19 protein-coding genes are annotated in these 24,486 nt (G+C 60.3%); 5 read left to right on the top strand and 14 right to left on the bottom strand.

Going from position 1 to position 24,486, the window contains the following annotated elements; genetic code table 11:
• Positions 1–26 precede the first annotated feature (26 nt).
• The 4 genes from I2I05_RS03810 (at position 27) to I2I05_RS03795 (ending at position 5,281) form a co-directional block, all read left to right on the top strand.
• A complete protein-coding gene (locus I2I05_RS03810) occupies positions 27–1,079 on the top strand; it encodes a UDP-glucose--hexose-1-phosphate uridylyltransferase (RefSeq protein WP_196280911.1) in 1,053 nt (350 codons plus the stop codon).
• 255 nt (positions 1,080–1,334) lie between these two features.
• Complete coding sequence (locus tag I2I05_RS03805) at positions 1,335–2,363, top strand: LacI family DNA-binding transcriptional regulator (RefSeq protein ID WP_196280910.1); 1,029 nt, start codon at positions 1,335–1,337, stop codon at positions 2,361–2,363.
• A 144-nt stretch (positions 2,364–2,507) separates the two neighbouring features.
• On the top strand, positions 2,508–3,230 hold the full coding sequence (locus I2I05_RS03800) for a 3'-5' exonuclease (protein WP_196280909.1): 723 nt from the start codon (positions 2,508–2,510) through the stop codon (positions 3,228–3,230).
• Positions 3,231–3,367: 137 nt separating this feature from the next.
• On the top strand, positions 3,368–5,281 hold the full coding sequence (locus I2I05_RS03795; protein WP_196280908.1) for a DUF294 nucleotidyltransferase-like domain-containing protein: 1,914 nt from the start codon (positions 3,368–3,370) through the stop codon (positions 5,279–5,281).
• Between the two features lie 22 nt (positions 5,282–5,303).
• On the opposite strand, the gene I2I05_RS03790 is transcribed toward I2I05_RS03795, so the two are convergent.
• Positions 5,304–5,753: a DUF4174 domain-containing protein gene (locus I2I05_RS03790; RefSeq protein ID WP_196280907.1), complete on the bottom strand. Its 450-nt coding sequence runs from the start codon at positions 5,751–5,753 to the stop codon at positions 5,304–5,306.
• Positions 5,754–5,853: 100 nt separating this feature from the next.
• On the opposite strand from I2I05_RS03790, the gene I2I05_RS03785 reads away from it, so the two are divergent.
• Complete coding sequence (locus I2I05_RS03785; protein ID WP_196280906.1) at positions 5,854–8,634, top strand: alpha-L-rhamnosidase-related protein; 2,781 nt, start codon at positions 5,854–5,856, stop codon at positions 8,632–8,634.
• 43 nt (positions 8,635–8,677) lie between these two features.
• Here the strand turns inward: I2I05_RS03785 and I2I05_RS03780 are convergent, their stop codons facing one another.
• From I2I05_RS03780 to I2I05_RS03720, 13 genes are all read right to left on the bottom strand, one after another.
• Positions 8,678–10,165: a hypothetical protein gene (locus I2I05_RS03780; protein WP_196280905.1), complete on the bottom strand. Its 1,488-nt coding sequence runs from the start codon at positions 10,163–10,165 to the stop codon at positions 8,678–8,680.
• A 48-nt stretch (positions 10,166–10,213) separates the two neighbouring features.
• Positions 10,214–10,639, bottom strand: a complete 426-nt coding sequence (locus I2I05_RS03775) for a hypothetical protein (protein ID WP_196280904.1) — start codon at positions 10,637–10,639, stop codon at positions 10,214–10,216.
• 18 nt (positions 10,640–10,657) lie between these two features.
• Positions 10,658–12,094 (bottom strand): GMC oxidoreductase, encoded by a 1,437-nt coding sequence (locus I2I05_RS03770; protein WP_196280903.1) that lies wholly within the window; start codon positions 12,092–12,094, stop codon positions 10,658–10,660.
• A 225-nt stretch (positions 12,095–12,319) separates the two neighbouring features.
• Positions 12,320–13,768 (bottom strand): phytoene desaturase family protein, encoded by a 1,449-nt coding sequence (locus tag I2I05_RS03765; protein WP_196280902.1) that lies wholly within the window; start codon positions 13,766–13,768, stop codon positions 12,320–12,322.
• 237 nt (positions 13,769–14,005) lie between these two features.
• Positions 14,006–15,013, bottom strand: a complete 1,008-nt coding sequence (locus I2I05_RS03760) for a hypothetical protein (protein ID WP_196280901.1) — start codon at positions 15,011–15,013, stop codon at positions 14,006–14,008.
• Between the two features lie 68 nt (positions 15,014–15,081).
• Entirely contained in the window at positions 15,082–15,960 is an 879-nt protein-coding gene (locus I2I05_RS03755) for a beta-1,6-N-acetylglucosaminyltransferase (RefSeq protein WP_262895135.1), read from the bottom strand.
• A 198-nt stretch (positions 15,961–16,158) separates the two neighbouring features.
• On the bottom strand, positions 16,159–17,523 hold the full coding sequence (locus I2I05_RS03750; protein WP_196280899.1) for a lipopolysaccharide biosynthesis protein: 1,365 nt from the start codon (positions 17,521–17,523) through the stop codon (positions 16,159–16,161).
• A gap of 93 nt (positions 17,524–17,616) precedes the next feature.
• A complete protein-coding gene (locus I2I05_RS03745) occupies positions 17,617–19,290 on the bottom strand; it encodes a glycosyltransferase family 39 protein (protein ID WP_196280898.1) in 1,674 nt (557 codons plus the stop codon).
• Between the two features lie 107 nt (positions 19,291–19,397).
• Positions 19,398–20,438, bottom strand: coding sequence for a UbiA family prenyltransferase (locus I2I05_RS03740; RefSeq protein ID WP_230688152.1), 1,041 nt, complete (start codon positions 20,436–20,438; stop codon positions 19,398–19,400).
• The gene (locus I2I05_RS03735; protein ID WP_196280897.1) at positions 20,435–21,175 is read right to left on the bottom strand and encodes an HAD family hydrolase; all 741 of its coding nucleotides are present in this window, start codon (positions 21,173–21,175) and stop codon (positions 20,435–20,437) included. Before I2I05_RS03735 ends, I2I05_RS03740 begins: the two co-directional genes overlap by 4 nt.
• 222 nt (positions 21,176–21,397) lie before the next feature.
• Entirely contained in the window at positions 21,398–22,558 is a 1,161-nt protein-coding gene (locus I2I05_RS03730; RefSeq protein WP_230688151.1) for a glycosyltransferase family 2 protein, read from the bottom strand.
• A gap of 31 nt (positions 22,559–22,589) precedes the next feature.
• Complete coding sequence (locus tag I2I05_RS03725) at positions 22,590–23,222, bottom strand: acyltransferase (RefSeq protein WP_196280896.1); 633 nt, start codon at positions 23,220–23,222, stop codon at positions 22,590–22,592.
• Between the two features lie 74 nt (positions 23,223–23,296).
• Positions 23,297–24,448 carry a glycosyltransferase gene (locus I2I05_RS03720; protein WP_196280895.1) on the bottom strand — a complete coding sequence of 384 codons (1,152 nt, stop codon included), beginning with the start codon at positions 24,446–24,448 and terminating at the stop codon, positions 23,297–23,299.
• Positions 24,449–24,486 lie beyond the last annotated feature (38 nt).

Below are 24,486 nucleotides of genomic sequence, written 5' to 3'. Positions count from 1 at the left end.
TGATTTACAATAACAACGACTAACGCATGTCTTCTTTCGACTCCACCGAACACCCGCACCGCCGCTACAATGCCTTGGCTGGCGAATGGGTCCTTGTGTCGCCGCACCGTTCCAAGCGCCCCTGGCAGGGCCAGCAGGAAGAGCCCGAATCGGACCAGCGCCCGGCCTACGACCCCACGTGCTACCTCTGCCCGGGCAACTCCCGAGTGGGCGGCGAAGTGAACCCCAAGTACGACGCCACGTTCGTCTTTAATAATGACTTTGGGGCCCTGCAGGCCGATGTGCCCACCGGCGGCATCAACGAAGGCGGACTGTTGCGGGCCGAAGCGGAGTCGGGCGTGTGCCGCGTCATCTGCTTCTCGCCGCGCCACGACCTCACCTTGCCGCAAATGACGGTGCCCGCCATTCGCAAAGTGGTGGATTTGTGGGTCGAGGAATTTCAAACCCTCGGCGCCCGTCCGGATATCAACTACGTGCAGATTTTCGAGAACAAAGGCCCGGTGATGGGCTGCTCGAACCCGCACCCGCACGGTCAGATTTGGGCGCAGCGCACCGTGCCCGGCGAGCCCGCCAAGGAAAGCGTGCAGCAACTGGCCTACTTCCAGGAGCACGGCCGCACTTTGCTCAGCGACTATTTGAAAATCGAGCTGGAAAAGCAGGAGCGAGTGGTGCTCGAAAACGAACATTTTGTGGTGCTGGTGCCGTTTTGGGCGGTGTGGCCTTTCGAAACGCTGGTGGTTTCGCGTCGCGCCGTGCAGGACATTGCTCAGCTCACCCCGGAGGAGCGCGACGGCCTGGCCGACATCATGCGCCGCCTCACCATCCGCTACGACAACCTGTTCAACATCTCCTTCCCGTATTCCTCCGGCCTGCACCAGCGCCCCACCGACGGCCAGGAACACCCCGAATGGCACCTGCACATGCATTTTTACCCCCCGCTGCTGCGCTCGGCCACGGTGCGCAAGTTCATGGTGGGCTACGAAATGCTCGGCGACCCGCAGCGCGACATCACCCCCGAGTTCAGCGCCGACCGGCTGCGCGGGCTATCGGAAGTGCACTATAAGGGCGCAGTGGAGTAAATAGTGTATTAGATTGCCCGTCCGGCTAAGTATAGCGCCAGCCCGTCATGCAGAGCGCAGCGAAGCGTCTCGCGTGCCACCACCAACTCGTGATTACTGCCCCAAGCGAGATGCTTCGCTGCGCTCTGCATGACGGGGTGGTTATAAGTCATGGTCGTGACTGCATCAGTTCCCGATTCCTTGTTTTGACGTGAGTTCCCGCCAACCCTCGGTTCCCTGTACTTTTGGGCTGACTCATTCGCTCAACCTCTCACTTTGGCTGCAAAACGCGCTTCTATTTCGGACATTGCCAAGGAGCTGAACCTGGCCGTTTCCACGGTTTCGCGGGCGCTGAGTGGCCATTCGCGCATCAGCGAAGCCACGCGCAAGCGGGTGTGGAAGCTGGCCGAGCAGCTCAATTACCAGCCCAACCATTTGGCGGCGGCCCTGCGCAAAGGGCGTAGCAACACGCTGGGTGTCATTGTGCCCCACATCGACGGCCACTTTTTTGCCCTGGTGATGAAGGGCGTGGAGGCCGTGGCCAACAAAGCCGGCTACAACGTGATGCTCTGCCAGTCGAACGAAGACTACGAGCACGAGCAGAAGAACATCGAAACCCTGATTAATGCCCAGGTTGATGGCATTTTGGTGTCGCTGGCCCGGACCACCCGGGACTTCAAGCACTTTGAGAAAGTGCGCAAGCGCGACATTCCACTGGTGTTTTTCGACCGCATTCTGGAGGGCGTGGATGTGAGTGCCGTGGTGCTGGATGACTATCAGGGCGGCTACCAATCGGTGAAGCACCTGCTGGACCAGGGCTGCCGGCGCATTGCCCATTTTGGCGGGCCGCAGCACCTCAATATCTATAAAAACCGCTATGCTGGCTATTGTCAGGCCCTGCACGACCATAATATTCCGTTTGAAAAGGACCTGGTGGTTTTCGGCGATATGACCCTGGAGGACGGCATCCGGAGCATGAACCAGCTGCTGGCGCTACCCCAGCGCCCGGATGCGGTGTTTTCGGCCAGCGACTTTTCCGCCGTTGGGGCCATGCAGGTGCTCAAGCAACGCAAGCTGCGCATCCCCTACGACATCGCGCTTTCGGGCTTTAGCAACGAAACCTTCGCTTCCCTCACCGAACCCATGCTCACGTCCGTCGACCAGCACTGTGAGGAAATGGGCGGCGCGGCCGTGCGCCTGCTGCTGGAAATGGTGCAGGAGCGCACCAAGCAACTGTCGCCGCGCAAAATTGTGTTGCAACCGCAGCTGCTGCCGCGCGAGTCGTCGCGCTGGCGGCAGGAGTAGTTGCCAACAAGCAAACGCCCGTCGTACGGAGCTTGCCGAAGCATCTCGCTTGGGGATATTCTATTTCATTGCAACTATTTAAATACTATTGCACGCGAGATGCTTCGGCAAGCTCGGCAAGACAGGCTTTTTGCTAACTGCTTCGTGAGAGAATATCTACTATTCGTCGATACCGAGACCTCGGGGATTCCGCGCGACTGGACCAAGCCGTATTCCAGCCGGGAAAACTGGCCGCACATTGCGCAGCTGGCTTGGGTAGTATACACCAAAGATGGGCAGGAAGTGAAGGCCGAAAACCACTACATCCAACCCAGCGACTACGACGTGAGCCCGGCCTCGGGCAGCGTGCACGGCCTCACGGTGGACTTTTTGCGGCAACACGGTAAGCCCCGCCACGCCGTGATGCAGCGCCTGCACCGCGACTTGCTGCAGTACCACCCGCTGGTGGTGGCGCATTTTATGCAGCTCGATTACCACATGGTCAGCGTTGGGTTTTACCGCGCCGGCCTGCAAAATCCCCTTGAGCACCTCCCGCTGTTTTGCACCATGCGCGCCACCGGGCCGCTGGTGCGGCACTCCAACCAAGGCTTCCTGCGCCTGGGCGAGCTGTACCAGCGCCTGTTTCACGAGCCCCAACCTCAACAGCACGATGCCCTGGCCGATGCCTACGCCACCGCCCGCTGCTTTTTTGAACTGCAACGCCAAGGCACCATCACGGCCGAAACCATTGCTCTGCAAGGACCTTTGGGCCTGCAAAATAATTCCGCTCCCAAGCCGCGCAAACCGCGGATTAAGGTTGGGGTGGGGGCGTGGCTCCTCATCACCGGCCTGGCCCTGGTGCTGCTGGCTTTCTTCTTGATTGGATGAAGAATTGTAACAGAACGTCATGCAGAGCGCAGCGAAGCATCTCGCCTGCATTAACTAATTAGTGGCGGCACGCGAGATGCTTCGCTGCGCTCTGCATGACGTTATCTAATATCAGTACCGTTTACCACCTGCTATCCATGAGCGAAAAACTCGATTTTCTCCGTACCGTGAAGCCCTTCGACCGGCTGCCTGAAGACGTGCTGGCCGAGGTGGCCGAGGGCTTGCAAGAAGTGCATCACCCGCGCGAGCTCATTATTTACCACCAGGACACCACCAAGCTGCGGGGCCTGGACATCATCGTGGACGGCGAATACGAGACCTTTTTCTACGACAGCCAGCAAAACCGCCGCGTAGTAGAATACAGCCGGCGGGGCGACTGCTACGGTGGCATCTCGCTGCTTCTCAACAAGAAAAAGTCCCTGCGCACGGTGTTGGCCAAGCGCGACACCCGCGTGTATTTCCTGCACCGCCGCGATTTTCTGGCCTTGTGCCAGGGCTACGAAAGCTTCTTCCACTTCTTCACGGCGCGCTACGGGCAGCGCATGCTTAACGAGGAATACGCACACTTTGTGCGGCCGGCCACTGGCGCAGGCACCAGCTACCTGGCGTCGGACCAGCTGTTTTCGCGCCGCATCGAAACCATCGAAATGCGTCCGGTGGTGCTTTGTGCCGCTTATACGCCCATTTTTGAAGTAGCCCAGCGCATGGCCGCTGCCCGCACCAGCTGCTATTTCATCACCAATGCCGATGAAAACGGCCACATCATCGGCTACGTCACCGATATCACGTTGCGCGACAAAGTGGTAGCCGGCCTGGTTGATGCGCGGCTTCCGGTCGAGACCATTGTGGATGCGCCGGTGGTGAGCATCAGCTCGCGGGCCTTTGTGTACGAAGCCATTCTGCTGATGTTTCGCACCAAAACGCGCTACCTGCTGGTCGAAACCGACGGCGAGTACGTGGGCATGCTGAGCCGCAACAAGCTCCTGACCGACGACCAGGCGCAGTCGCCGTTCATCTTCATCCAGTCGGTGAAGCAGGCCCAGGCCGTGCCCGAACTGAAGCGCCGCTGGGAGCAGGTGCCCGAGATGGTGTACCAGCTATTGAACCGCGGCGTGAAGCCCGAAATCGTGAATCAGGTCATCACCACCGTTTCCGATACCATTGCGCTGAAGCTGATTGAGGACGCCATTGCCGAGTTGGGCCCGCCGCCGGCCAAGTTTGTGTACATGGTGCTGGGCAGCGAGGGCCGCAAAGAACAAACCCTGCTCACGGACCAGGACAACGCCATTATTTACGAAGACAAGGCCAACGAGCAGCGCGAGCTGGTGCGCGACTACTTCCTGCGCTTCGCCGAAATTGTGTCGGACCGCCTCAACGAAATCGGCTTTAGCTATTGCGATGGCGGCTTTATGGCCAAAAACCCCAAGTGGACGCACTCGCTCTCGCACTGGAAGCGCAACTACGTGCAGTGGATGACCGATTCGAACCCCGAAACGGGCATGCAGTTCGCGGCGTCCTTCGACTGCCGCTACCTCTACGGCGACCCCACCATCATGGACGAACTGCACGAGTTTCTGGCCGTGGAGCTGCAAAAGCCGGTGGACCGGTTTTTCCACTACATGGCCGTGAATGCGCTGCAGTACGAGCCGCCGCTCACGTTTTTTAACAACATCCGCACGTTCACGCACGGCACGCAGCAGGTCTTCAACCTCAAGAAAACCATGTCGCCCATCGTGGATTTGGTGCGCATGTACGCCCTCAAGCACCGCATTTTTGCCACCAACACCGGCGAGCGCCTCGAAGCCCTCAAAGACCTCGGCGTGTTCAAGGAGCGGGAGGCGCAGGAGCTGCTGCAGTCCTATTACTACCTCATGGGCGTGCGCCTGAAAAAGCAAGCCGTCCAGATTATCAGCGACAACGTGACGCCCGATAACTACCTCGACCCCAAGACCCTGACCAAGGTGGAGCAAGTCACGCTAAAGGAAATATTCAAGGTGATTGCCGATTTCCAACTCAAGATTAAAGTTGGGTTTACGAAGACCTTGGGGTAATGTCCGGCTCTGAACTGGATTCTTACTTGCGCCGCATTTCCTGCTGGCGCATGGGCATCTTGTCCACGGTGCCAAAGAGGTCGGCGGGCGGAATGGGGCGGCGGCTTCGCTCTTTCACGCCGCCGTCTTTGCCAATCAGCACGGCGGCAAACTGCGGCGGCTGCACTCCGGTTTTCGACTTAAGAAAAGCCTTGTCGGTGGCGGATAATTGGTCGTAAAGCGCTTCCACCACCACAAAGTCGCGTTCGGCCAAATCGGTCTTTTTTGCCGCCAGCAAGGCCTTTTGAGTTTTGAAATCGGGGTGTTCCGCAGTAGGCGCCGCAATTAGCAGCACCCGGTATTTCCAACGGCTTTCGCGCAGAATTTGCTCGAGGCTCATGCGTTTCGGGCTTTGGGCGGTGAGAAACAACAGCAGGCCCAGAAGTAGGAGCGGGGGGCGAAAAAAGAACTGATGGTTCAGCAGTTTGGTCATGAGGCTCGGTATACGAATTTATCTCATTCGGGAGTCACGGCTAAGATGTGCACGGGCGTAATTTGCGGGCCTACGCCTCTCGTGCTTCTTCCTTCCCCCGATGAATTCCCGCCTTCTTTCCACCGGTTTCCTGCTCACGCTGGGGCTGCTTACGGCTTGCCAGAGCGCCAAACCAACTGCCGGAACCACTGCTGCCGCCGCCATGAAGCCAATCTGGCAATCCGATGCCTACACGCTGTACCGCGACCGGGTGGTGCAGGGCCCGCACGAAGCCCGGGCGGTGTCGGCCACCGAGCTGGTTTCGAACTACCAAAGCCCGGCCAATGAGTTCCAGAGCCCGCGGGTGGAGTTCAAGTTCAGCCTCAACGGCAAAGACAACGAGATGGCGCCGGGCCTGAACCACCTGCTCGTGGCCGTGCCACGGCCCGGCGGCGCGGCGCTGGAAACCCCGCCCATCGTGTTTGGACAGCGCTACGAGGATGCCACGCCCGCCGCGGCCACCACGTACCTGGCGCCGAATACGGCGGTGAAAATCCGGCTCGATTTGCGGCCCGTGCTGGCGGCTTTCAAAAAGCAGGGCTACTTCACCACGTTCAAGGGCGAAAAGCTGTACCAGCAGGATTTCAAGCGCGTGCACGTGGCCGGCGGGGCCGCGCCGCTGAGCTGGGATTTTGACAGCTTGGTGAACAGGCCCGAACTGGAAATGCAGGACCCCGACGGCGACGGCATCTACGAAGTGACCCTGATGCTGAACCAGCCCACGGCGGCCAAAACCACCGCCCAGCAGTGGAAGCAAAGCCTCAACACCGCCGACTTTCCGCAGTATTCGTCCGACTACCCGCTGGCCGATGCCCTCTACAACCTGGCGCTGGAGGAGGCCCGCCGCGCCGTGGAACCCGATAGCACTTTCCGCACCGGCAAGGAGTGGGCCGGCGTGTGGACGCGCGACATCAGCTACAGCATCATCCTGGCGCAGGCCGCTTTGCAGCCTAAGTCGGCCATGAAAAGCCTGATGCGGAAGGTGAGCCCCGAAGGCCGCATCATCCAGGACACCGGCACCGGCGGCGCTTACCCGTGCTCCACCGACCGCATTGTGTGGGCCACGGCCGCCTGGGAAATTTACCAAGTGACCGGCGACGACGCTTGGCTGCGCAAGGTGTATCCCATCATCAAAAACTCCCTCGCCGACGACCGCCAGAATGCCTACGATGCTGCCACGGGCCTGGTGCGCGGCGAGTCGTCGTTCTTGGATTGGCGCGAGCAAACCTACCCGCGCTGGATGCAGCCCGTGGACATTTACCAATCGGAAAACCTGGGCACCAATGTACTGCACTACCAAGCCAACGTGGTGCTGGCCCAAATGGCGGCCAAACTCGGGGACCCCGGCGCGGCGGCCCAGTGCAAGCGCCAGGCCGAAGCCATCAAGTTTGCCATCAACGACCACCTCTGGCAACCCGAGAAAGGCTACTACGGCCAGTTTCTCTACGGCCGCACCGCCCTCACGCTTTCGCCCAAGGCCGAGGCGTTGGGCGAGGCCCTGACCGTGCTCTACGGCGTGGCCGAGGGCGAACGGGTGCAGGAAGTAGTGGCCAAAACGCCCACCGTGCCTTTCGGCATTCCCTGCATTTACCCCCAGATTCCGGGCATTCCGGCCTACCACAACAATGCCGTGTGGCCCTTTGTGCAGAGCTTTTGGGCGCTGGCCGCCGCCCGGGCCGGCAACGAGCAGTCGGTGACGGAAAGCATCGCGGCCATTTACCGGCCCGCTGCGCTATTTCTTACCAATAAGGAGAACTACGTGGCCAGCAACGGGGACTTTGCCGGCACCCAAATCAATTCCAGCAACATGCTGTGGAGCCTGTCGGGTAGCCTGGGCCTCGTGTACAAAGTGCTGTTTGGGATGCAGTGGCAGCCCGAGCGGCTGGTGTTTCGGCCATTTGTGCCGCAGGCGTTTCAGGGCCGGCGCCGGCTCATCAACTTCCCGTACCGCCGCGCCGTGCTCGACATTGAGATGGAAGGCTTTGGCAACGAAATCAGCGCCATCACGCTCGATGGCCAGCCGCTGCCAGATGCCGCCATCCCGGCCAGCCTCAGCGGCCGCCACGCCGTGCGCATTGTGCTGAGCAGCAAAGCCCCGCAGGCTGCCCCGGTGAACCGCGTGGCCAATTCGTTTGCGCCCCTGGCCCCAGAAGTTACCTTGGCCAGCAACAGCCTGAACTGGTCCAAAGTAGCGGGCGCAAAGGAATACAAAGTGCTGAAAAACGGCGCCCTGCTCGCTACAACCGCCAGCAATATGCTGACCATTGCAGCCGGGCCCTTTGCTGCCTACCAAGTGGTGGCCGTGGATGCCGCGGGCCTCGAATCCTTCGCCAGCGAACCCTTGGAAACAGGAGCTGATGCCGGCACTCAACAGGTTCAGCTCGAAACGGTGGCACCCAAGGAGAAACTGGCCTACCAGGGCTTCAGCGGCCCTGGCTTCGTGGAAATCACCAAAACCAAAAACCGGACCCTCGCCATTCCCGTGACCGTGGACGAAGCCGGCCTCTACGCCCTGGATTTTCGCTACGCCAACGGCAACGGCCCCATCAATACCAATAACCAATGCGCCATTCGCACGCTGCGCAGCCTGCCGCTGACCGGCGAAAAGAAAGGCTGGAGTGTTGGCCCGCCGCTGTCGTCCTGGAAGCAGCTGGGCACCGTGGTGTTGCCACAGCGTGGCACCAACGAGTGGTCGAATTGGGGCTATAGCAACGCGGTGCTGGCGCGCCTGGAAAAAGGCCGCCACATGCTGGTTTTGGCCTTCGAGCCGGCCAACGAGAACATGAACGGCGAGGTGAACCAAGCCATGCTGGACTACTTGCGCGTGCGGCGCGTGGAGTAAGCCCGAAGGCTGTGCAAGGGGTTTTTGCTGCGGCTGTACTCGTTTAGTGTTCACAAGGCTGGGGCTCAGCCTTGGCTACTGCCCGGAACAGCATCAGCTTGCGCATCAGGAAAGAACTGCGGTGTAGCAAGTCGTCGGTGGGGGCGGCAGCGGCCCGCGTGAAGGAGTGCCGTGTGCCATTACGGAGGTAGTCTACCTGGGCCGGGCGGGCAATAGCCACGTGGTTTTTAAATTGGAAATAAGGGATAATCTGGTTTCGCCGGGCAATTTTTTGCAGTTCTGGGTCCGACGAAGACACGATTTCGACCATGTCTTTCTGGTAGCCGAACACCTGCGTGCTCACCGGAATGAATAGGTGGTTGGTCACGCCACCTTCCGTTCTTAAGTTTGAGAACATGGCATACGCCGTTTCGGTCTTCAAGCCCAAGTAGGGCGTCAGGCCGTTGACCAACACCAGCACCGGGACCAGCAGAAACGCCGCACCGGGCAGCCGGAGGCCCGTGTTGGCGGTGAGCTGGCTGCTGCGCCGGAGCGAAAAAAGAAACAGCAGGATAAACACCGCACCGTACAGCGCCCAAACCACTCGGAAGTAGTCCTTGGACCGGGTGGTGAGCACCGCAACCAACAGCAGGCCCGTGAAAAACAGCGCCGCAAGCCCGGCAACGTTGCGGAAGTTGAACGGCGCGAGCCGTTCCCGGATGCGCCCGCGCTGCTGGGCTAGCCGATGGTAAAAAGCCACCACCGTGTCGCTAAAGCTGTAGCTCGCAAACAGCAGGTATGCGGCAAATATCATCCCCGAGAAATCGTAGAAGCCATTCAAAGAATTGAAGGCGATGATGAAGTGGAACACTACCCCCAGCAGGAGCCCGGCATTGCGGGTTCTTCGGAACATGAGCAGCACCGGAATCAGGGTTTCGACCGCCAGGGTGAAGTAGATATTATAGGTAGCGAAGGCCGGGGGCACGGGCAATACGCCGTCGAGGTTTTGGGCCTTGAGCAGCAGCGCCGCGCAGCTTACGTCGGGCGCCAGAAAGCCCCAGTTGAGCTTGTGCAGCACCACCACTAGGTACAGGATAATGACTTCGACCCGAACCACCGGCGCAAACGTCCGGATGAGCTCGGCTTTGTCTACCCGCAGGCTTCTGCGTTGGAAGGCCAGGTAGAAGTAAGCCTGCAGAATGGTGAGGTTGATGAAAATGGCAAAAACCCAGTGATTGGGCACGTACGGCAACCTTACCAATCCTTCGTACAGCTGCAGGGCCATCAGGGCCGAAAGCCTCAGCATGGAAGCGGGACGGAGCATCAGCGCAATGGCAGCCCCTGTGAGCAGCGCATAATGCAGCTCGGTGGTGAAAAGACGGGACTGCGCCATGTGAAAAAGCACCGAGGCGGCCCAGGCCACGCAAAATACCTGGTAGCGGCGGTAATCCGCAGCCCGTGACCCGGGCACGAGGGGCGTGGCCGCCTGCCGTTGTACGTTTTCTTCAACCAGCACAGAAGTCAGCTCGTGCGCGTGTACGCTTGTAGACATAGGAAGGAGCATGAAGGTGAGCGAGCGGAGGGAGAAACAGACGGGAATTCAGCTAGCAGCGGGTGGGTAATAGAGCGCGGAAAAAGGATTGGCGCACGGCGTTTTGTGCGGATTGTACCAGCCCAGATACTTGACTTCTTTGCGTTCATCCATCCGATTCAGAAAAAAATCGGTTGATAGCAAATAGAGCGTCGTCAACGTCCGGACTAATTGCGACCGTTCGGAATCTATTTTTAATAAATAGTAGGCTTTGGTCTTCACGTTCAGGAAGAACTGCTGGTTGGCGCCCGTCCGTTTGTAATAGTCGGCCACAAATTCGTCGACGCCTGTGCGGTCTATTTTCAGGAAATGAAATTCATGCAGGATGATGCCGGCCAGGGCGTCTTCCACGGAGGCGGAGTACGCCACGCCGGCGGGCACGGCCACGGCAGCGGCGCCCAGGCCCACGAGTTGCAAAAAGCTTCTTCTGCGCATAGCAAGGCTGGTAAAAAGCTAGAATGATTGGTCGGCGGCCAGCAGCGACAGCGCCGACAGCGTGAGGGTGGGGTTGGCGGGGGTGTAGGTAGTAAAGCTGCCGCTGCCCAGCACAAACAGGTTGCGGTACTGGTGGTGCCGCAAGTGCTTGTCTACCACGCCTTGCGCGGCCGAAACGCTCATGCGCGTGGTGCCCAGGATGTGCGCTTCGGAGGCGTAGGGCTGGTCGTAGATAATCTGCTCGACGGGCAGGCAGGCCAGCACTGCGGGCAGACGCTGCTTCATGCGCTCAATGGCCTTGCGGGTGTAGTCCGAGGGGCCTTTGAAGTGGATGGCCGGCTTCATAATATCCGCGGTGGTGGCCACGTAGTTGTCGGCGTCCGGCAGGTCTTCGAAAATCATGCGGAAGCTGGCCATGTTGCGCCATTTGCCGCTTTCGGGGCGGAAGAACGGGGCGTTGCTGGATTCCATGAGGCAGGCCGCGTACTCCTTGCGGTGCTCGCCGTCGTAGAGCATATAGCCGTTAGCATTTACCCAGGTGCTGCCGCCCAGGCTTTGCAGGTTGTCGAGGTACACGTGCGCTTGCAGGCCCAGCTGCTCGCCCAGCCCGCGCCCGGTGAAGGGGTTTTTATCGCCGGAATTCAGGAGAATGTTGGCGTTGAACAGGGCATTGGCGCCCAAGGCCACCACCTCGGCGCCGACGTGCTGGTCCTGGGCATTTCGGTGGAAACTGACCTTGCGCACCCGGTCCTGCACCAGCTCCAAGCCATACACTTGCGCGCCGTGCAGCAGCTCCACGCGCGGGTCGTCGTACACCCGGAAGTTCGAGTTTTCGATGGTGAATTTGGCATCTACGGGGCACACACTGCACACGGCGCTGGCGCAGCAGGGGTTGCGGCCGTGCGTGGCCACGCGGGCGCGGGCCGTGGGCTGGCTGATGTAGAGCTTGCCGTATTGCCGGTGCAGAAGGGTGTCGACGGCCGTGAACAGGTGCGGCGGCTGGGCGTAGGCCTTTTTGCGCGGGTAGGGCGTTTCGGCCGGGCCGGAGATGGCCATCAGGTCTTCCACCTGCTCGTAGTACGGGTCCAGTTCGTCGTACTGCACCGGCCAGTCGTTGCCGATTCCATACAGGGTTTTCATCCGGAAATCGGAGGGCAAAAAGCGCGGCGTGCAGCCGTACCAGCAGTTGGAGCTGCCCCCAAAGCCCACACTGAAATGCCAGTCCTTGCCGCGGTTGTGGTTCTCAAACGTGTCGTTGGCCAGCGGATTGAGCTTGGCATAAGCGGTTTCCTGGCCAAGGATTTCCTTCACGCGTTCGGCCCGCGGATACAGGTGGCCCCGCTCCAGCACCAGCACCCTGGCCGTAGCGGGCGCTTTGCTCAAATACTGCTTCAGAAAAAAGGTCGAGGCAAAGCCCGTTCCGACCACAAGTAAATCGTAAGCGGTGCTTTTCATCAACACAGATGTTCGGTACCAGAAAAAAGCAGTTGCCGGCGGAAACCACTGGCCCAGGCTGGCCCCGTGATAGGCTCAGCAGGACGTAGTACACGAAAATAACTTGTGGAACTGAATAATTAATTAGATAAATTAAAATAATTAGTCGTTTGTTTATGTTATTGTCGGGCTTTTTGGGGGCAACAAAACTACCGCTTGCCCATGCGCAAGGCCGGATACTAAGCGCTACGCCAACCCCGGCAGCCGCACGCCAAACACATCCTGCAACGCCCGCCTGGCCGCGTGGTAGCCGCACATGCCATGCACGCCCCCGCCGGGCGGGGTAGAGGAGGAGCAGATATACAGGCCTTTGGCCGAGGTTTGGTAAGGCGAAAAGCGCAGTACGGGCCGCGTAAACAGCTGGCCAATGTCCAGCACCCCGCCGTTGATGTCGCCGCCGATATAATTGGGGTTGTAGTCTTCCATCTGGGCCGTGTTAAGCACGTGCCGGGCCAGAATTCGCTCCCGAAAGCCCGGTGCAAAGCGTTCTACTTGCTGCTCGATGGCGGCGGTCATATCCCGGGTCGAGCCATGCGGCACGTGGCAATAAGCCCAGGCCGTGTGCTGCCCGGTGGGGGCGCGGGTAGTGTCGAACAGGCTTTGTTGGGCCAGTAGCACGAAGGGCTTTTCAGGGTGCGTGCCGTTCCAGGTGAGCTGCTCGGCGGCGGTGATTTCCTCCAGCGTGTTGCCGAGGTGAACGGTGCCCGCCCGCCGACAGTCGGGCGCGGTGAACGGAATGGGCTCCGCCAGGGCCCAGTCTATTTTAAACACGCCCATGCCGTAGCGGTAGCGTTCGAGTTGCCACTTGTAGAGCGCCGAAAACGCATGGCCCGCAATACCGAGCAGCTGCCGGGGCGTAACGTCTAGCAGCACGGCGTGCGCCGACGGCAATTGCGCCAGGGATTTTACGTAGAAATTGGTTTGCACCTGCCCGCCCAGCGACACGAAATAAGCGGTGAGCGCCGTGGCGATGGCCTGCGACCCGCCTTTGGGCAGCGGCCAGCCGTGCCGGTGCCCCATGGCCAGTAGTACCAGGCCAATGGCTGAAGTGGCCACGTGGGTGAGGGGCAGCTGGGCGTGCGCGGCCATGCCGCCCCACAACGCCCGGGCCTCGGTCGTTTTCAGGTGAAGGTTGGCAAACGTGCTGGCCGGCAACAGCCCTTTCAATCCAAACTGAGCCATTGCCAACGGGTGCTTTGGCCACCGCAGCGGGCCAAGGATTGCGGGCCCCAGCGCAGGCCAATCGTTCGCCACAGGCGATATCAACCGTTGGTAAGCTGACGCATCCATTCCCAGTCGGGCCACGGTGGCGGCCATCGACTGCTCCAGCACGGCGGCCGTGCCGTTGGCGAGCGGGTGGGCGGTGGCCACGGGCGGGTAAATGTATTCCAGGCCGTGCGCCTGCAAGGGCAGGGTTTTGAAAAACGGCGACTCCGCCGCAAGCGGGTGAATGGCGGAACAGACGTCGTGCCGAAAGCCCGGCAGGGTAAGCTCCGCCGTGCGTAACCCGCCGCCCACGCTGTTTTTGCCCTCCAGCAACAACACCGACAGGCCCGCCTGCTGCAGAGTGATGGCGGCCGCCAGCCCATTGGGACCGGAGCCCACCACCACGGCATCAAAATCTCGCTTAGTCAAGCTGGGAGCGGTCAATGGTGAGTAATCGGGAGTTGAAATTTATGCTGAATAAAGCGAGGTACTTGCTTTAACGTTTCCCAGAACGTCTTCCAGAACGTCATGCTGAGCGGAGTCGAAGCATCTCTACTGCGCAACTAATCAGGTTTACTACTGCGGTAGAGATGCTTCAACTCCGCTCAGCATGACAAAATTAGAATCCAGAACAGGCTGTAAATAAATAGGCTCTGAATCAATAGCTCAAACGGAGCTGGTCAACTTCTGTCGGAATACGGTGAGCAGTTTCTTGGCAAAATCGGCATCGAAGGGCGAGGCAAAAAAGGCTTTGGCCGCGCACTTTACGCCAGCTTTTAGCTCGCCTTTCGAGAAGGCATACAGGGCTCCTTCGCGCACCTGACTGAGCTGGACGGTGCGGCGCCACACCCGGGTCAGGCGCTTCACCTCAGCCAATTTCTCGGAGTGGGGCAACGCCTGGAAGTTGGGGTTGGTGAGCCGGCTGAGCAAGCCATCCATCAGTGTTTTTTGCTGCTGGCCCCAGTAGTGCAGCACGTACTGGCTGCTGGCAATAAGGCTGGTGGTGAAGGGCAGGGCCAGAGAAAAGGCAATTTGCTCGCTGGTAATCCAGCCGCTGCCGGCGTAAAACGCATCGTTGAGCGCGCCGATTTCGGGCATCAGCCGGCCTACTTCGTGGCTCAATCCCAACACCCCGGAATTCCAGATGAAGTGGGTTTTCTCGAACTTCCGCTCCACGCCGCCCACCGGGAACGTGCGCTTTTCAATCAGCTCGATAAACCGCCGCGGGTATCGGTCCTGGTTGGCCGGCGTGAAGCCGGCGTACACGTGCACGGCCTCTTCAAAATTGAATTCGCGCAGGTGCATCACGCTCACATCGGCCCGTACGCTGCGGAGCAGGGCGTCGGCCGGGGCAATGAAAAAGGTGTCTGAATCGCAGAATAGCAGGTTGTCGCCCGGGTATTCCCCAAAAACCCGTTGGATAACGGCCGGCTTCACCCGGTGAATGTATTGGTGCGGCCCGCGCATTTCGGCCAGCCCGGTGGGGGTGAGCAGGCCGTAGTCAACCGGCAACCCATCGAAATGTGGCGCAAAGAATTCCGGCTTATCGGTGAACACCACCGTGTGGACGTCGGCGCGGTTGCCCTCGTACCAGGCATAAAAGCTCAAGACGGCAAAAGTGGCGCGCCAAAGCTCGGTTTCCTGGCCGTACGCGAGAATTACGTGTTGGGTCATGCTCAATACTCACAGCAGGGTGGAAGAAGCGAATAGCGGGTGACTTACTGTGACGCGGCTCGTTGGCGCTAGGCCGGTACGCGAGGCTGCGTGTGATTCATGGTGTGGTCGATGATGTTCAATATTTCGGCATCCTTGGCGGTGTCGAACTTGCGAGCGAATAAATTGGGGCTCTGTGCCAGCTTGCTGGCGTCGGCCACGGTAAGAATTTTGGGGTTGGCGCCGCCGCCCGACCAGTCGATGTAGCGGTAGTTGTTGTTGATGATGTTGTCCTTGAGGGGAGAATTCAGCAGGATGGTGGAAACCAAAAATTCATCGGAGCCCCAGGTGAAGCGGCTGAACCGCCGCAGCGCCGCGTGGCTGTCGAGGAAGTTGACGAGGTAAGCGGCGCAATCGACGCCCATGGTCCACCACGAGCCGCACGAACCGCCGTAGAGCGTGTAGGGCAACGGGAACGTGCGCTTTGGCAGCACCAGGTTGACGAGCTGCTGCAGCCGGTATTGGAATTTGAAGTCAAAGTAAATCAGGTGGTACTGCTCGATGCGGGTGATGGCGTGGCCCCACCACGCCGACCCCTGCTGCGGCTCGTAGGAGAGGAAGGTGGCCCCCACGTGCCGGGCAAAAAAGCGGTAGATGCTGTCGGCGGGTTTGATGGGATAATCCTGCCCGCTCAGCAGGTTGATGAAATCGTAACGGATGCCGGACGCGAGGATTTCCCGCAGGCTCTCCACCGTGGCCTCCACGAAGCTGAAAGCGGCCCACCGCACCACCTGCCGTTGTGCAATGAACCTGACCCGGGGCATGCGCGCCAGATACTCGAATTGCTGGCGGTCGACTTTGGCATCGAGGTGAATGTAGAAATCAAACTGCTCGTGCGACAGCGCGTTAATCAGGCGTTCCACTTGCCCGGCATTTTTGTGGACCATGATTAAGTGAGCTATTCTCATAACAAAGAGGTTTTCCTGTTTTTGCAAGCGAGCGAGACGCCCGTTTGCAACAGCTTATTTTAGTGAATTGTACTCGCTTACGGCCGAATTAAAGTTTCGATATCCTGAAAACCGCACAACCTCGGCCGTTAAAACCAGGGCGGCGCTTGGAATGCGGGTGCCGATTTTAGTGACCGTGCCGCCCGCCGGCAACCATCATCAGCCAGGCTTGAGCACTGCCGCCGCTTTGCTGAGAAAACGCAAGCCCAGCAGCCGAATTTCCTGCATTCCGGTGCTCATAATGCCGCGGACGGACAAGGGCAAGTGCTTTTTGAGGTGGACGTAGCCGAAGACAAAGCCGGCGATGCCGGTGGGCAGGCTGGCAAAGGCCACGCCGTAGATGTTGCCAAAAAGCAGCAGCGCCGCCACGTCGCCCACCACGTTCACGGCCAGCATCAGAAACACTTTTACCAGGTTCAGGCGGGGCTGGTTCACCACGTCGAGGGTCACGCCCACAAACCGGTCGATGGGGTAGAGCAGGGCCAGAGCCATGCTGATGCGCAGCAGGTTGGCCGCTTCGGTGTGCTGGTATTTGGGGCCGCCGATGAGGTAAACCGGAAGCTCGGCCACCAGCATGGTCACCAGAATAACCGGCACGAAGGCCCAGGTGAGCATGCCGGCGTTTTTGCGCAGCAGCCGCGCCACTTCCGGCAGCCGGCCCAGGTTGAAGGCGGCCGACATGGCCGGCATGGCCGTGGCCACGAAGCTGCGCAACGGAATTTCAATGATTTCCATGAAGCGCCCGGCCAGGTTGTACACCGCCAGCGGGGCCGGCCCCAGCAGGTAGTTGATAATGAAGGTGTCGGAGCTGCGCAGCAGGTTGGCTCCCACGTAGCTCCCCACGCTGTACTTGCCAAAGTGGCCCAACTCGCGCATGCAGGCAGCACTGCGCCGGCCCAGGCTGCCGGCCCCGGCCCAGCCCCAGGCCAGCATGAGCAGGCTGGTGCCAGCGGAGGCTCCCACGTAGGCATACACCACCCGGTTCAGGGTAGTGGTACCGGTCATTATCAGGGCAATGATGCCGAGCACAAACAAGCCCTGCGACAACAGCCGGATGTAGAGAATGCGGTCGAACCGCATGGCCGACTGCATGACGCACGCGGCCATGAAATACGGCAGCGTGGCCACCACCACCACGCCAAACCAGCGCAGCAACAGGGCCGTGGCCGCATCGGCACTGTGGCCGAAGACCAACCAGCCGCCCAGGTTGAGCAAGCCCAGCAGGCCGCTGATGGCCAGCGCAATGGCCCAGGCCGAACCCGTGACTTCGGCCGCGCGGGCGGGCGTAGCCCCCGAGCGGGCCCGAATGAAAGCCGTGGTGAGAAAGCCGGCCCGAAACGAATCGGCCAGGCCCACGGCCGTCATGAACACCACCCACAGGCCAATTTCCCGGGCCGGCAGCGCCCGAAACAGCAGCGAAACCGAGATAATGCTCATCGCCGACACCGTGAGGTTGCCGACCAACGACATGAACTGCTGGTTGCTGAGGTAGGGGTGAAGCTTCTGGAACAGGGAGGTCTTCATGCGGTGCGGGCGGGGCTGGCCCGGAGTCCGAAAAGGGCTGTCGTCTAAATTAAATGGGAATGAATCGAAGCAGCTGCAACAGAGTAGTTTTGCTCAGTCCAACTCGTATAATACCACTTCGTAGTACCCCTTACGGAAATGCGCCACGGCCGTGCCCAGCTTCGAAAAATGTTCGTTTAGTAGCCGGCCGGGCGGCATGGCTTGGGCGTGGTACCAGGCCGGCTGGTCCACGTAGTCGCCAATGGCGTCGCGGTTGTTGCGGTCGTAAATAAACCACAGCCGCTTTTTGCCCCGGAAGGCCGCAAAGTCAGGCCGCAGGTTTTGCAGGTAGTGGGCCTGGCTGGTCGACTGGTTTTTAACGAAGCGGGCTTTGGTAGCGGGGTATTTTAGGTGGTACGCGGCGTGGTAATAGTCGTAGGCCTGCCGCATGTTCCAGTACACGTACACGGCGTCGCCGGCCCGGTATCGGTCATTCACGAAAAACATGGCCTCGCGGTAATACTCGCGGTTATAAAAAGTGTCGGGGTCGATAACCTGTCGGGTCGAATTGGCCAGCGAAGGCACCAAGAGCAGCCCCAGCAGCCCATAAAAGGCCGCTTGGCGCGGGAAAAAGCGGCCCACCAGCTGTTGGGTGCCAAAAGCCAGCGCCAGCAGCGCAATAGGCGCCAGAAACAGCGTGAACCGCTGGTGAAACGGGTATTGATTTGCCGCCGACGCCAGCAGCGTAAACACCACGGGCAAGCCGAGAACCAGAAAATTTTGCGGGCTTTTTCGGAAGCAATAATAGGCTCCCAGGCCGGTGAGCGGCACATATAGCCAGCCCAGTTTCAGCACGTGCTTCAGCCCGAAGTAGTGGCGGCTGTTGTCGACTTCGAGCAGCAGGCCCAGCGGATGCGTGAAAAATGCGTAGGTTTTCAGCACCAGCCATTTGGCCGCGGCCACGGGCTGCAGCAGGGGCCAGTAGCCGGCGTATTTAATTTTGAAGAAGTACGCCAGCCAGCCCGAATCCTGGTAATTGGCCACAAAAAAGTAGTACACGAGCCCGAAGCTCACCCCCCACAGCACGCCCGGAATCAGCAGCCGCGCGCAGCGCTGCCAGTCCCGGAGCAGCAGCGCGCGGCACCAAAGGCCCACCCCGATGCCCGCCAGCACGAAGATGGTGGGAAACGAAAACCAGAGCAGCAGTCCGCCCCCCAGGCCCCACGCCACCAGCGCCGCAATTGAATGGGCCTGCTGGAACCTGAGGTAAAGCCACAGGGCTACTACCGTGGCCAGCAGCTCGGCGCTGTACTGCTTGGCCTCCACGGCGTGGTAAATGGCCGGGTAGGCCAGGGCCAGCGCCCCCACCGCCACCACCGCGCCCCAGGACCTGAGGAAGCCCCGCGCCACCGGCACAAACAAAAACAGCGTCCCCAGCCCGCACAGCAGCGAAAACAAGCGAAGGGCCGGTTCCTGCTGGCCAAACAAGGCCACGAAAAAGCGCGCCGCCCACAGGTAGCCCAGCGGCGCTTTTTGCTCGTACTCGAACGGCAGCGTGGCCAACTCCCGAAAATTCATCTTTATCAGGTTGACGCTCAAAAACAGCTCATCGATGAAGAAGGACCGGTTGTTAAAAAAATGAAACAACCGGAAAAACACTCCCAGGCCCAGCAACCCGTAAATCAGGGCGCGCTGGGTGCGTGCGCTAAGGGGCGCCCACACCCGGGGTGCTGCCGGGAGAGGCCAGCCAACCAGCGAACGAGGGGCGCGTTTTACGAGTGGTTGCATATGGGTAAGAGCTCAGGGCACGGCAGCGGAGCCGCTGAAATTGACGGTCGCCCAAGCAGGAGAAGATGAGGCAAGCGGCGGGCAGATGCTTGGCGCTTAGATACTTGCTAAACTTTGTTGAAATTGTGGTGGTCTTCGAGCAGGTTGCTGAGAAAGGGGATTTTCACGAACATTAGCAGGACCAGCAGGATGCAGAACAGCACGACGTAGGTCATGAAATACTTGCGGGTGTAGAGCTTTTCGGAGCCTTGCACTGGCGAGTTGTCCAGCAGGCCAATGCGCAAATACCAGGAAAACAGCAGGGCAAAAAACGGAAAGCTCACTAGCAACTCAATGCGGTTTTTGATGAGAAAAATGCCCAAAAAGAATGCCGAGGTGAGGGCATAGAAAAACATCGAAATCAGCAGGCTGTGCTCGGTGTAATAGCGGAAAGAGCGCCGGTACAGGCCCGCCAGCGCGGGGTCTTTGATAAGGCGGTATTCGGCAAAGCGCTTGGTGGCCATCAAAAAAGCCCCGCCCATCCAATAGGCCACGATGATGCTGGAAGGCGGCAGGCTATTGAAAAACGAAACCGCATTCAGCGTTTCAAATGACAGGGCCGGGGCCACCAAGTACCAGCCCAGCGCAAACCGGATGGGGTTGTTCACCGACTCCGACAGCACGTCGAGGTACACCCGTTCTTTCGTGCGGAACGGCCGCACGTTGTAGAGTATGCCCATGAACAGCAAGAACATGGACGTAAACAGAAACTGCAGGCTGATATGATAAGCCAGTAGCAAGCCCGCCGTGGCCAGCCCAAACCACTCCAGGTACACCAGCCCCGGCCTGACCACCCGCACCACCGCCGTGCGCTTCTTCTTGAGTGGGTGGAACTTGTCGAACTCAGCGTCGAGGTATTCGTTGATAACGTAATTGGCCGAGGCCACCAGGCAGGTACTCGCCAAGCCCAGCGCCAGCGTGCTGAGGAAAGCGAAATCGAGCGGCACCCGGTAGATGATGTAGGCAAACAGCACGCCCGGTGCCATAAAGACGTTTTTGACCCAGTTGTCGGGGCGCGCGATGGCGAGGTAATCTTTGAGGCCTGCCGGAATCAGGGGCGCTTCGGGCGCGGCCGCCAGCGAATTGGGAGACGTAGGCATATTCGTCATGGCGCGCAGGAAATACAGGACGTAACCAAGCCGTTTTCCAGGGATTCGTAGAAGGTAAATTGGTCAAACCGCTGCTGCTCGACCATCAGCCAGGGCATGCCGGCTTGTGCCGCACAGGCCCCGTCCAACTCGGGGCGGTCGCCGATGAACAGGCACTCCGCCGGGGCTACCCCCAGCGTGGCGGCAATGTGCCACAGGCCGTGGGGCGCCGGCTTGAGGTGGTCAATTTCGGGGTCGGTCGAGCTGACGACGAGGTCGGCCGCCAGGCCCAGGGCCGCCAGCTTGCCGTGAGCCTCGTAGTCGGAGTAAATGCCGATTTTGATGCCGTGCTGCCGCAGCGCCGCAAAAAAAGAATGAATGCCGGGGTAGGCACAGGCCCGCAGGTACTGCTTGGGCTGCTCAAACAGCCACTGGTCCACCACCCGCCGGATTTTCTGGCCCGGAATGCGCCCGTCGCGGCTGGCCCAGGCGTACTGCGCCTGCTCCAGGCCGGGCCCGGCGGCGCCGGGACGCTTCTCCCGCTCGGCCCGAAACCGAAGCAACAGCCTCACTTCGGCCAGCCGCCAGGGCCGCAGGGCGTAGTAGCGGGCCAGCGCGCCTACCATCTTCATGCGCAGTCGGGACTGCTCGTATAGCGTTCCGTCTACATCGAATATGACGGCTTTAGTGCTGGGCCACTGCACGTGCCGCTGCACCGAAAAAGTAGGCGCCGCTGCTGCTGGGTAGGGTAACATCATCGGTGGAAGTGGAACGGATGGTTACATCGTGGTTGGTCTAATGTACAGGATTATTAGATTTTATCTATGGATTTATGAAAGAAATTTTATTTTATTACGAATGTATGAGCCCATGATTCAATGATTTACAAACGGCTGGCACGTCAAGTGCTGAGGCTACCTTAGCGCCTGAAGTTGAGCTTCGGCGGCATTAAAATGCCGTTTCTCCAAGCATCCCAAACGCTAGGCGGCCGGCGCGCGCTGCGCCTTATCCCAAGCGGCCGGCTGGGCGTTGCGGAAGAACCGCGCCGCGCCCTGAAACACCGCCACGTTCATCATGGTGAAGTACAGCGGCACCAGCAATGGCCCGGCGGAGCGGCCCCGGCTGGCCTGCCACCAGCCCAGCGCCGCCGCCCCATAAAATACGCCTTGCAGCACCAGCAGCAGCGAGTAAATGCCGCCGTGCGCAACGGCCAGCACGGCGTTGAGGGGCAGCAGCAGCAGCAGCAGAACCGGCGTGAGGCTCCAGCGCAGCACCCGGTGCGAGAAGTACAGAAAGGCCACCACCGGCTGGCGCAGCGGGTTGAGCAGCGGCTGCAGCCGCGCCATGGCCTGCCAGCCGCCGGCGCAGATGCGCACCTTGCGCTTCATTTCTTCCTTCAGCGAAAAAGAAGGCGGTTCCAGGGCGTAGGCCCCGGGTTCGTACACCACGCGGTAGCCAGCGTCCACAATCCGCAGCGATTGCACGAAGTCGTCGAGAATGGTATCGGCCTCCAAGGGTTTAAACAGTGCAGTGCGGAATGACACCAGTTCGCCGGCCGCGCCCATCAGGCTGTAGATATCGGAGTCGCACTGCTTGAGAAACGACTCGTATTTCCAGTACAAGCCCTCGCCTGCGCCGGAGGCGCTGCCGTCGCGCCGCACGCGCTTCTCGCCCGATACGGCGCCCACTTGCGGGTCGGCGTAGTGGCGCACCAGCCGGCGGGCAGCTTCGGGGTTGAGCAGGGTGTTGCAATCGGTGAAAATGACGTAGGGCGTGGTTACGTAGCGAATAGCACGGTTTTCGGCCATGGATTTGCCAGCCCGCTCCGGGCGGTGCAGGTGCTGCACCTCGGGGTAGCGGCCCAGCACCGCGCCCGAGTGGTCATTGGAGCCATCGGTGATGAAGAGCAGATGCAACTTTTCGGCCGGGTAGTCCAGCGCTAGGCAGTTGCGGATTTTTTCGTCCAGAATGTCGGCCTCGTTGTAGGCCGGCACCACCAGCGTTACCTCGGGCTCGAAGGCGGTAGCGGCCGGTTTGCGGCGGCCGCGCACCAGCCTGGCCCACAGCCACACCACCAGCGCATAGCCCACATACGTGTACAGAATGACGGATAAGGATAGCCAAAAGAGGAAAACCAGCATAGCGTAAGCAGCAAGCCGACGAATCGGCGGTTCAGATAACGGATAGCTTTTGCGGCCGCTCCCACGCCTGGGCTTCCGCGTTGTACTGTTTGAGAATGCGGGCCGGATTGCCGCCCACCACCGAGTAGGGCGGCACGTCTTTGGTCACCACGCTGCCGCCGGCCACCACGGCGTGCCGGCCAATGCGCACACCGGCCGTAATCACGGCATTGGCCCCAATCCAAGCTTCATCTTCCACCACGATTTCGGCCGTGGAGCAGGGCTGGTCTTTGATGGGCCGTGTGAGGTCTTCGTACTCGTGGTTGAGTCCGGAGAACACGACGTTTTGGGCAATAATGACGTCGTTTCCGATGCGCAGCGGCCCAATCAGCACGTTGGCAATGCCCACGAACGTGCGGGCGCCGATGTGCACCGCGCCCATCCCATTGTTCACGGTGGCGTAGTCCTCAATCACCGCACCGGCCCCGAGCGAGAAGGCCTGGAACGGAACCACGTCGAGGCGCGTGCGCCAGCGTACCAGCGAGCCGCGCCCGTACGTGTGCCGAAACGGGTTGACGAACCACTTCACCCACTGCCGCGGGCGCGCCTGCCCCGGCGTAATCAACAGGTAGAGCACCAGGCTTTTCAGTCGTGGGCTACTCTTGATGCGGTCAACGACGCTCATGGCTTGGAGTGAAAATGTAAACAGTTGCAGGCAAAGAAATTGGGGTTGCAAAACGGGGTTTTCAGCCCCTGTGGCTAAACGGCTGCCGGCCTGGGCACGGCCCGCGCCGGGGCCAGCTGCTGGTAAAGCTGCTCCACCTGCCGGGTCATGGTTTCGACGTTGAATTCGCGAGCGACCGTTTGCCGGGCGGCGGCCCCCAGCCGGCCGCGCAGCCCGGCATCGGCGAGGAGGCGCGTGAGCGCGGCGGCCAGTTGCTCCGGCGACTTGGGCGGTATGCACAGGCCATTTACGCCGTCCTGCACCACCTCGCGGGTGCCGTCGATGGCCGTAGCCACCACCGCTTTGCCCATGGCCATGGCCTCGAGCAAGCCAATAGACAAGCCCTCCCACAGCGAGGGCAGGCAGTAGATGTCGAGCGCCCGCAGCACATCGGGAATGTCCTGCCGGGCCTCCAAAAACACCAGCCGCGCGCCCAGTTGCAAGTCCTGGGCAAGCTGCACCGCGGCGGCTTTGAGGTCGCCATTGCCCACCAGCAGGAAGGTAGCGGGCAGCGACGCGGGCATGGCGGCGACAGCCCGCACAAAGCTGAGCGGGTCTTTCTGCCCTGTGATGCGGGCAATGCATCCAATCAAAATGCGGTCGGCCCCAAGGCCCAGTTCCGCCCGAAGGTCCTTGAAAGCCCGGTCGGGGTTGAATTTCTGCAGGTTTACCCCGTTGCGAATCACCACGGACCGCGCCATGGGGCTGAAAGCCAGGCCGTCCTGCCGGTTGCTGTCGGATACGCACACTGTTACATCGGCTTGGCTGACCAGCAACTGCTCGCCTAATTGGCGGATTTTGCGCACCACCGGCGGCTGGTCGACGTGAAACGACCAGCCGTGCACCGTGTAAACGATGGGCAGCCCCAGCCGTTTGGCCGCCCAAAAGGTATTGGAGGCCGCGCGGGTGCCGTGGGCGTGCACAAGGTCAATTTGCTCGTCCTTCAGCAACTGCGATACCTGGCCCCACTTGAAGACGTTGAACGGCTTTTCTGTGGGAATGACGCAGGTTTTTACGCCCATGGCCGCCAGCCGGTCCACCATCGGGCCGGGCGTAAACGACAGCACAATGGGCTCGTACAGCTCCTTGTTAAGGGCCTGCACCAAGTCCAGCACATGCGTTTCGCCTCCGCCAATAGTGCCTTGCCGGATGGTTTCCAGGATTCGGATTTTGGAAGGAGGAGGCATCGCTAGGTAAATTAAGGCGAACTGGTAAACTTTGAATG

It is taken from the genome of Hymenobacter jeongseonensis (assembly GCF_015694725.1).
Lineage (GTDB): Bacteria > Bacteroidota > Bacteroidia > Cytophagales > Hymenobacteraceae > Hymenobacter > Hymenobacter jeongseonensis.
This window is presented reverse-complemented; position numbering and strand designations above follow the sequence as displayed.

Bases quoted from the DNA above. Each gene is read 5' to 3' on its own strand.
- I2I05_RS03810 (WP_196280911.1), top strand. From the start codon at position 27: ATGTCTTCTTTCGACTCCACCGAACACCCGCACCGCCGCTACAATGCC.
- I2I05_RS03795 (WP_196280908.1), top strand. From the start codon at position 3,368: ATGAGCGAAAAACTCGATTTTCTCCGTACCGTGAAGCCCTTCGACCGG.
- I2I05_RS03790 (WP_196280907.1), bottom strand. From the start codon at position 5,753: ATGACCAAACTGCTGAACCATCAGTTCTTTTTTCGCCCCCCGCTCCTA.
- I2I05_RS03785 (WP_196280906.1), top strand. From the start codon at position 5,854: ATGAATTCCCGCCTTCTTTCCACCGGTTTCCTGCTCACGCTGGGGCTG.
- I2I05_RS03780 (WP_196280905.1), bottom strand. From the start codon at position 10,165: ATGTCTACAAGCGTACACGCGCACGAGCTGACTTCTGTGCTGGTTGAA.
- I2I05_RS03775 (WP_196280904.1), bottom strand. From the start codon at position 10,639: ATGCGCAGAAGAAGCTTTTTGCAACTCGTGGGCCTGGGCGCCGCTGCC.
- I2I05_RS03770 (WP_196280903.1), bottom strand. From the start codon at position 12,094: ATGAAAAGCACCGCTTACGATTTACTTGTGGTCGGAACGGGCTTTGCC.
- I2I05_RS03760 (WP_196280901.1), bottom strand. From the start codon at position 15,013: ATGACCCAACACGTAATTCTCGCGTACGGCCAGGAAACCGAGCTTTGG.
- I2I05_RS03755 (WP_262895135.1), bottom strand. From the start codon at position 15,960: ATGAGAATAGCTCACTTAATCATGGTCCACAAAAATGCCGGGCAAGTG.
- I2I05_RS03750 (WP_196280899.1), bottom strand. From the start codon at position 17,523: ATGAAGACCTCCCTGTTCCAGAAGCTTCACCCCTACCTCAGCAACCAG.
- I2I05_RS03745 (WP_196280898.1), bottom strand. From the start codon at position 19,290: ATGCAACCACTCGTAAAACGCGCCCCTCGTTCGCTGGTTGGCTGGCCT.
- I2I05_RS03740 (WP_230688152.1), bottom strand. From the start codon at position 20,438: ATGACGAATATGCCTACGTCTCCCAATTCGCTGGCGGCCGCGCCCGAA.
- I2I05_RS03735 (WP_196280897.1), bottom strand. From the start codon at position 21,175: ATGATGTTACCCTACCCAGCAGCAGCGGCGCCTACTTTTTCGGTGCAG.
- I2I05_RS03730 (WP_230688151.1), bottom strand. From the start codon at position 22,558: ATGCTGGTTTTCCTCTTTTGGCTATCCTTATCCGTCATTCTGTACACG.
- I2I05_RS03725 (WP_196280896.1), bottom strand. From the start codon at position 23,222: ATGAGCGTCGTTGACCGCATCAAGAGTAGCCCACGACTGAAAAGCCTG.
- I2I05_RS03720 (WP_196280895.1), bottom strand. From the start codon at position 24,448: ATGCCTCCTCCTTCCAAAATCCGAATCCTGGAAACCATCCGGCAAGGC.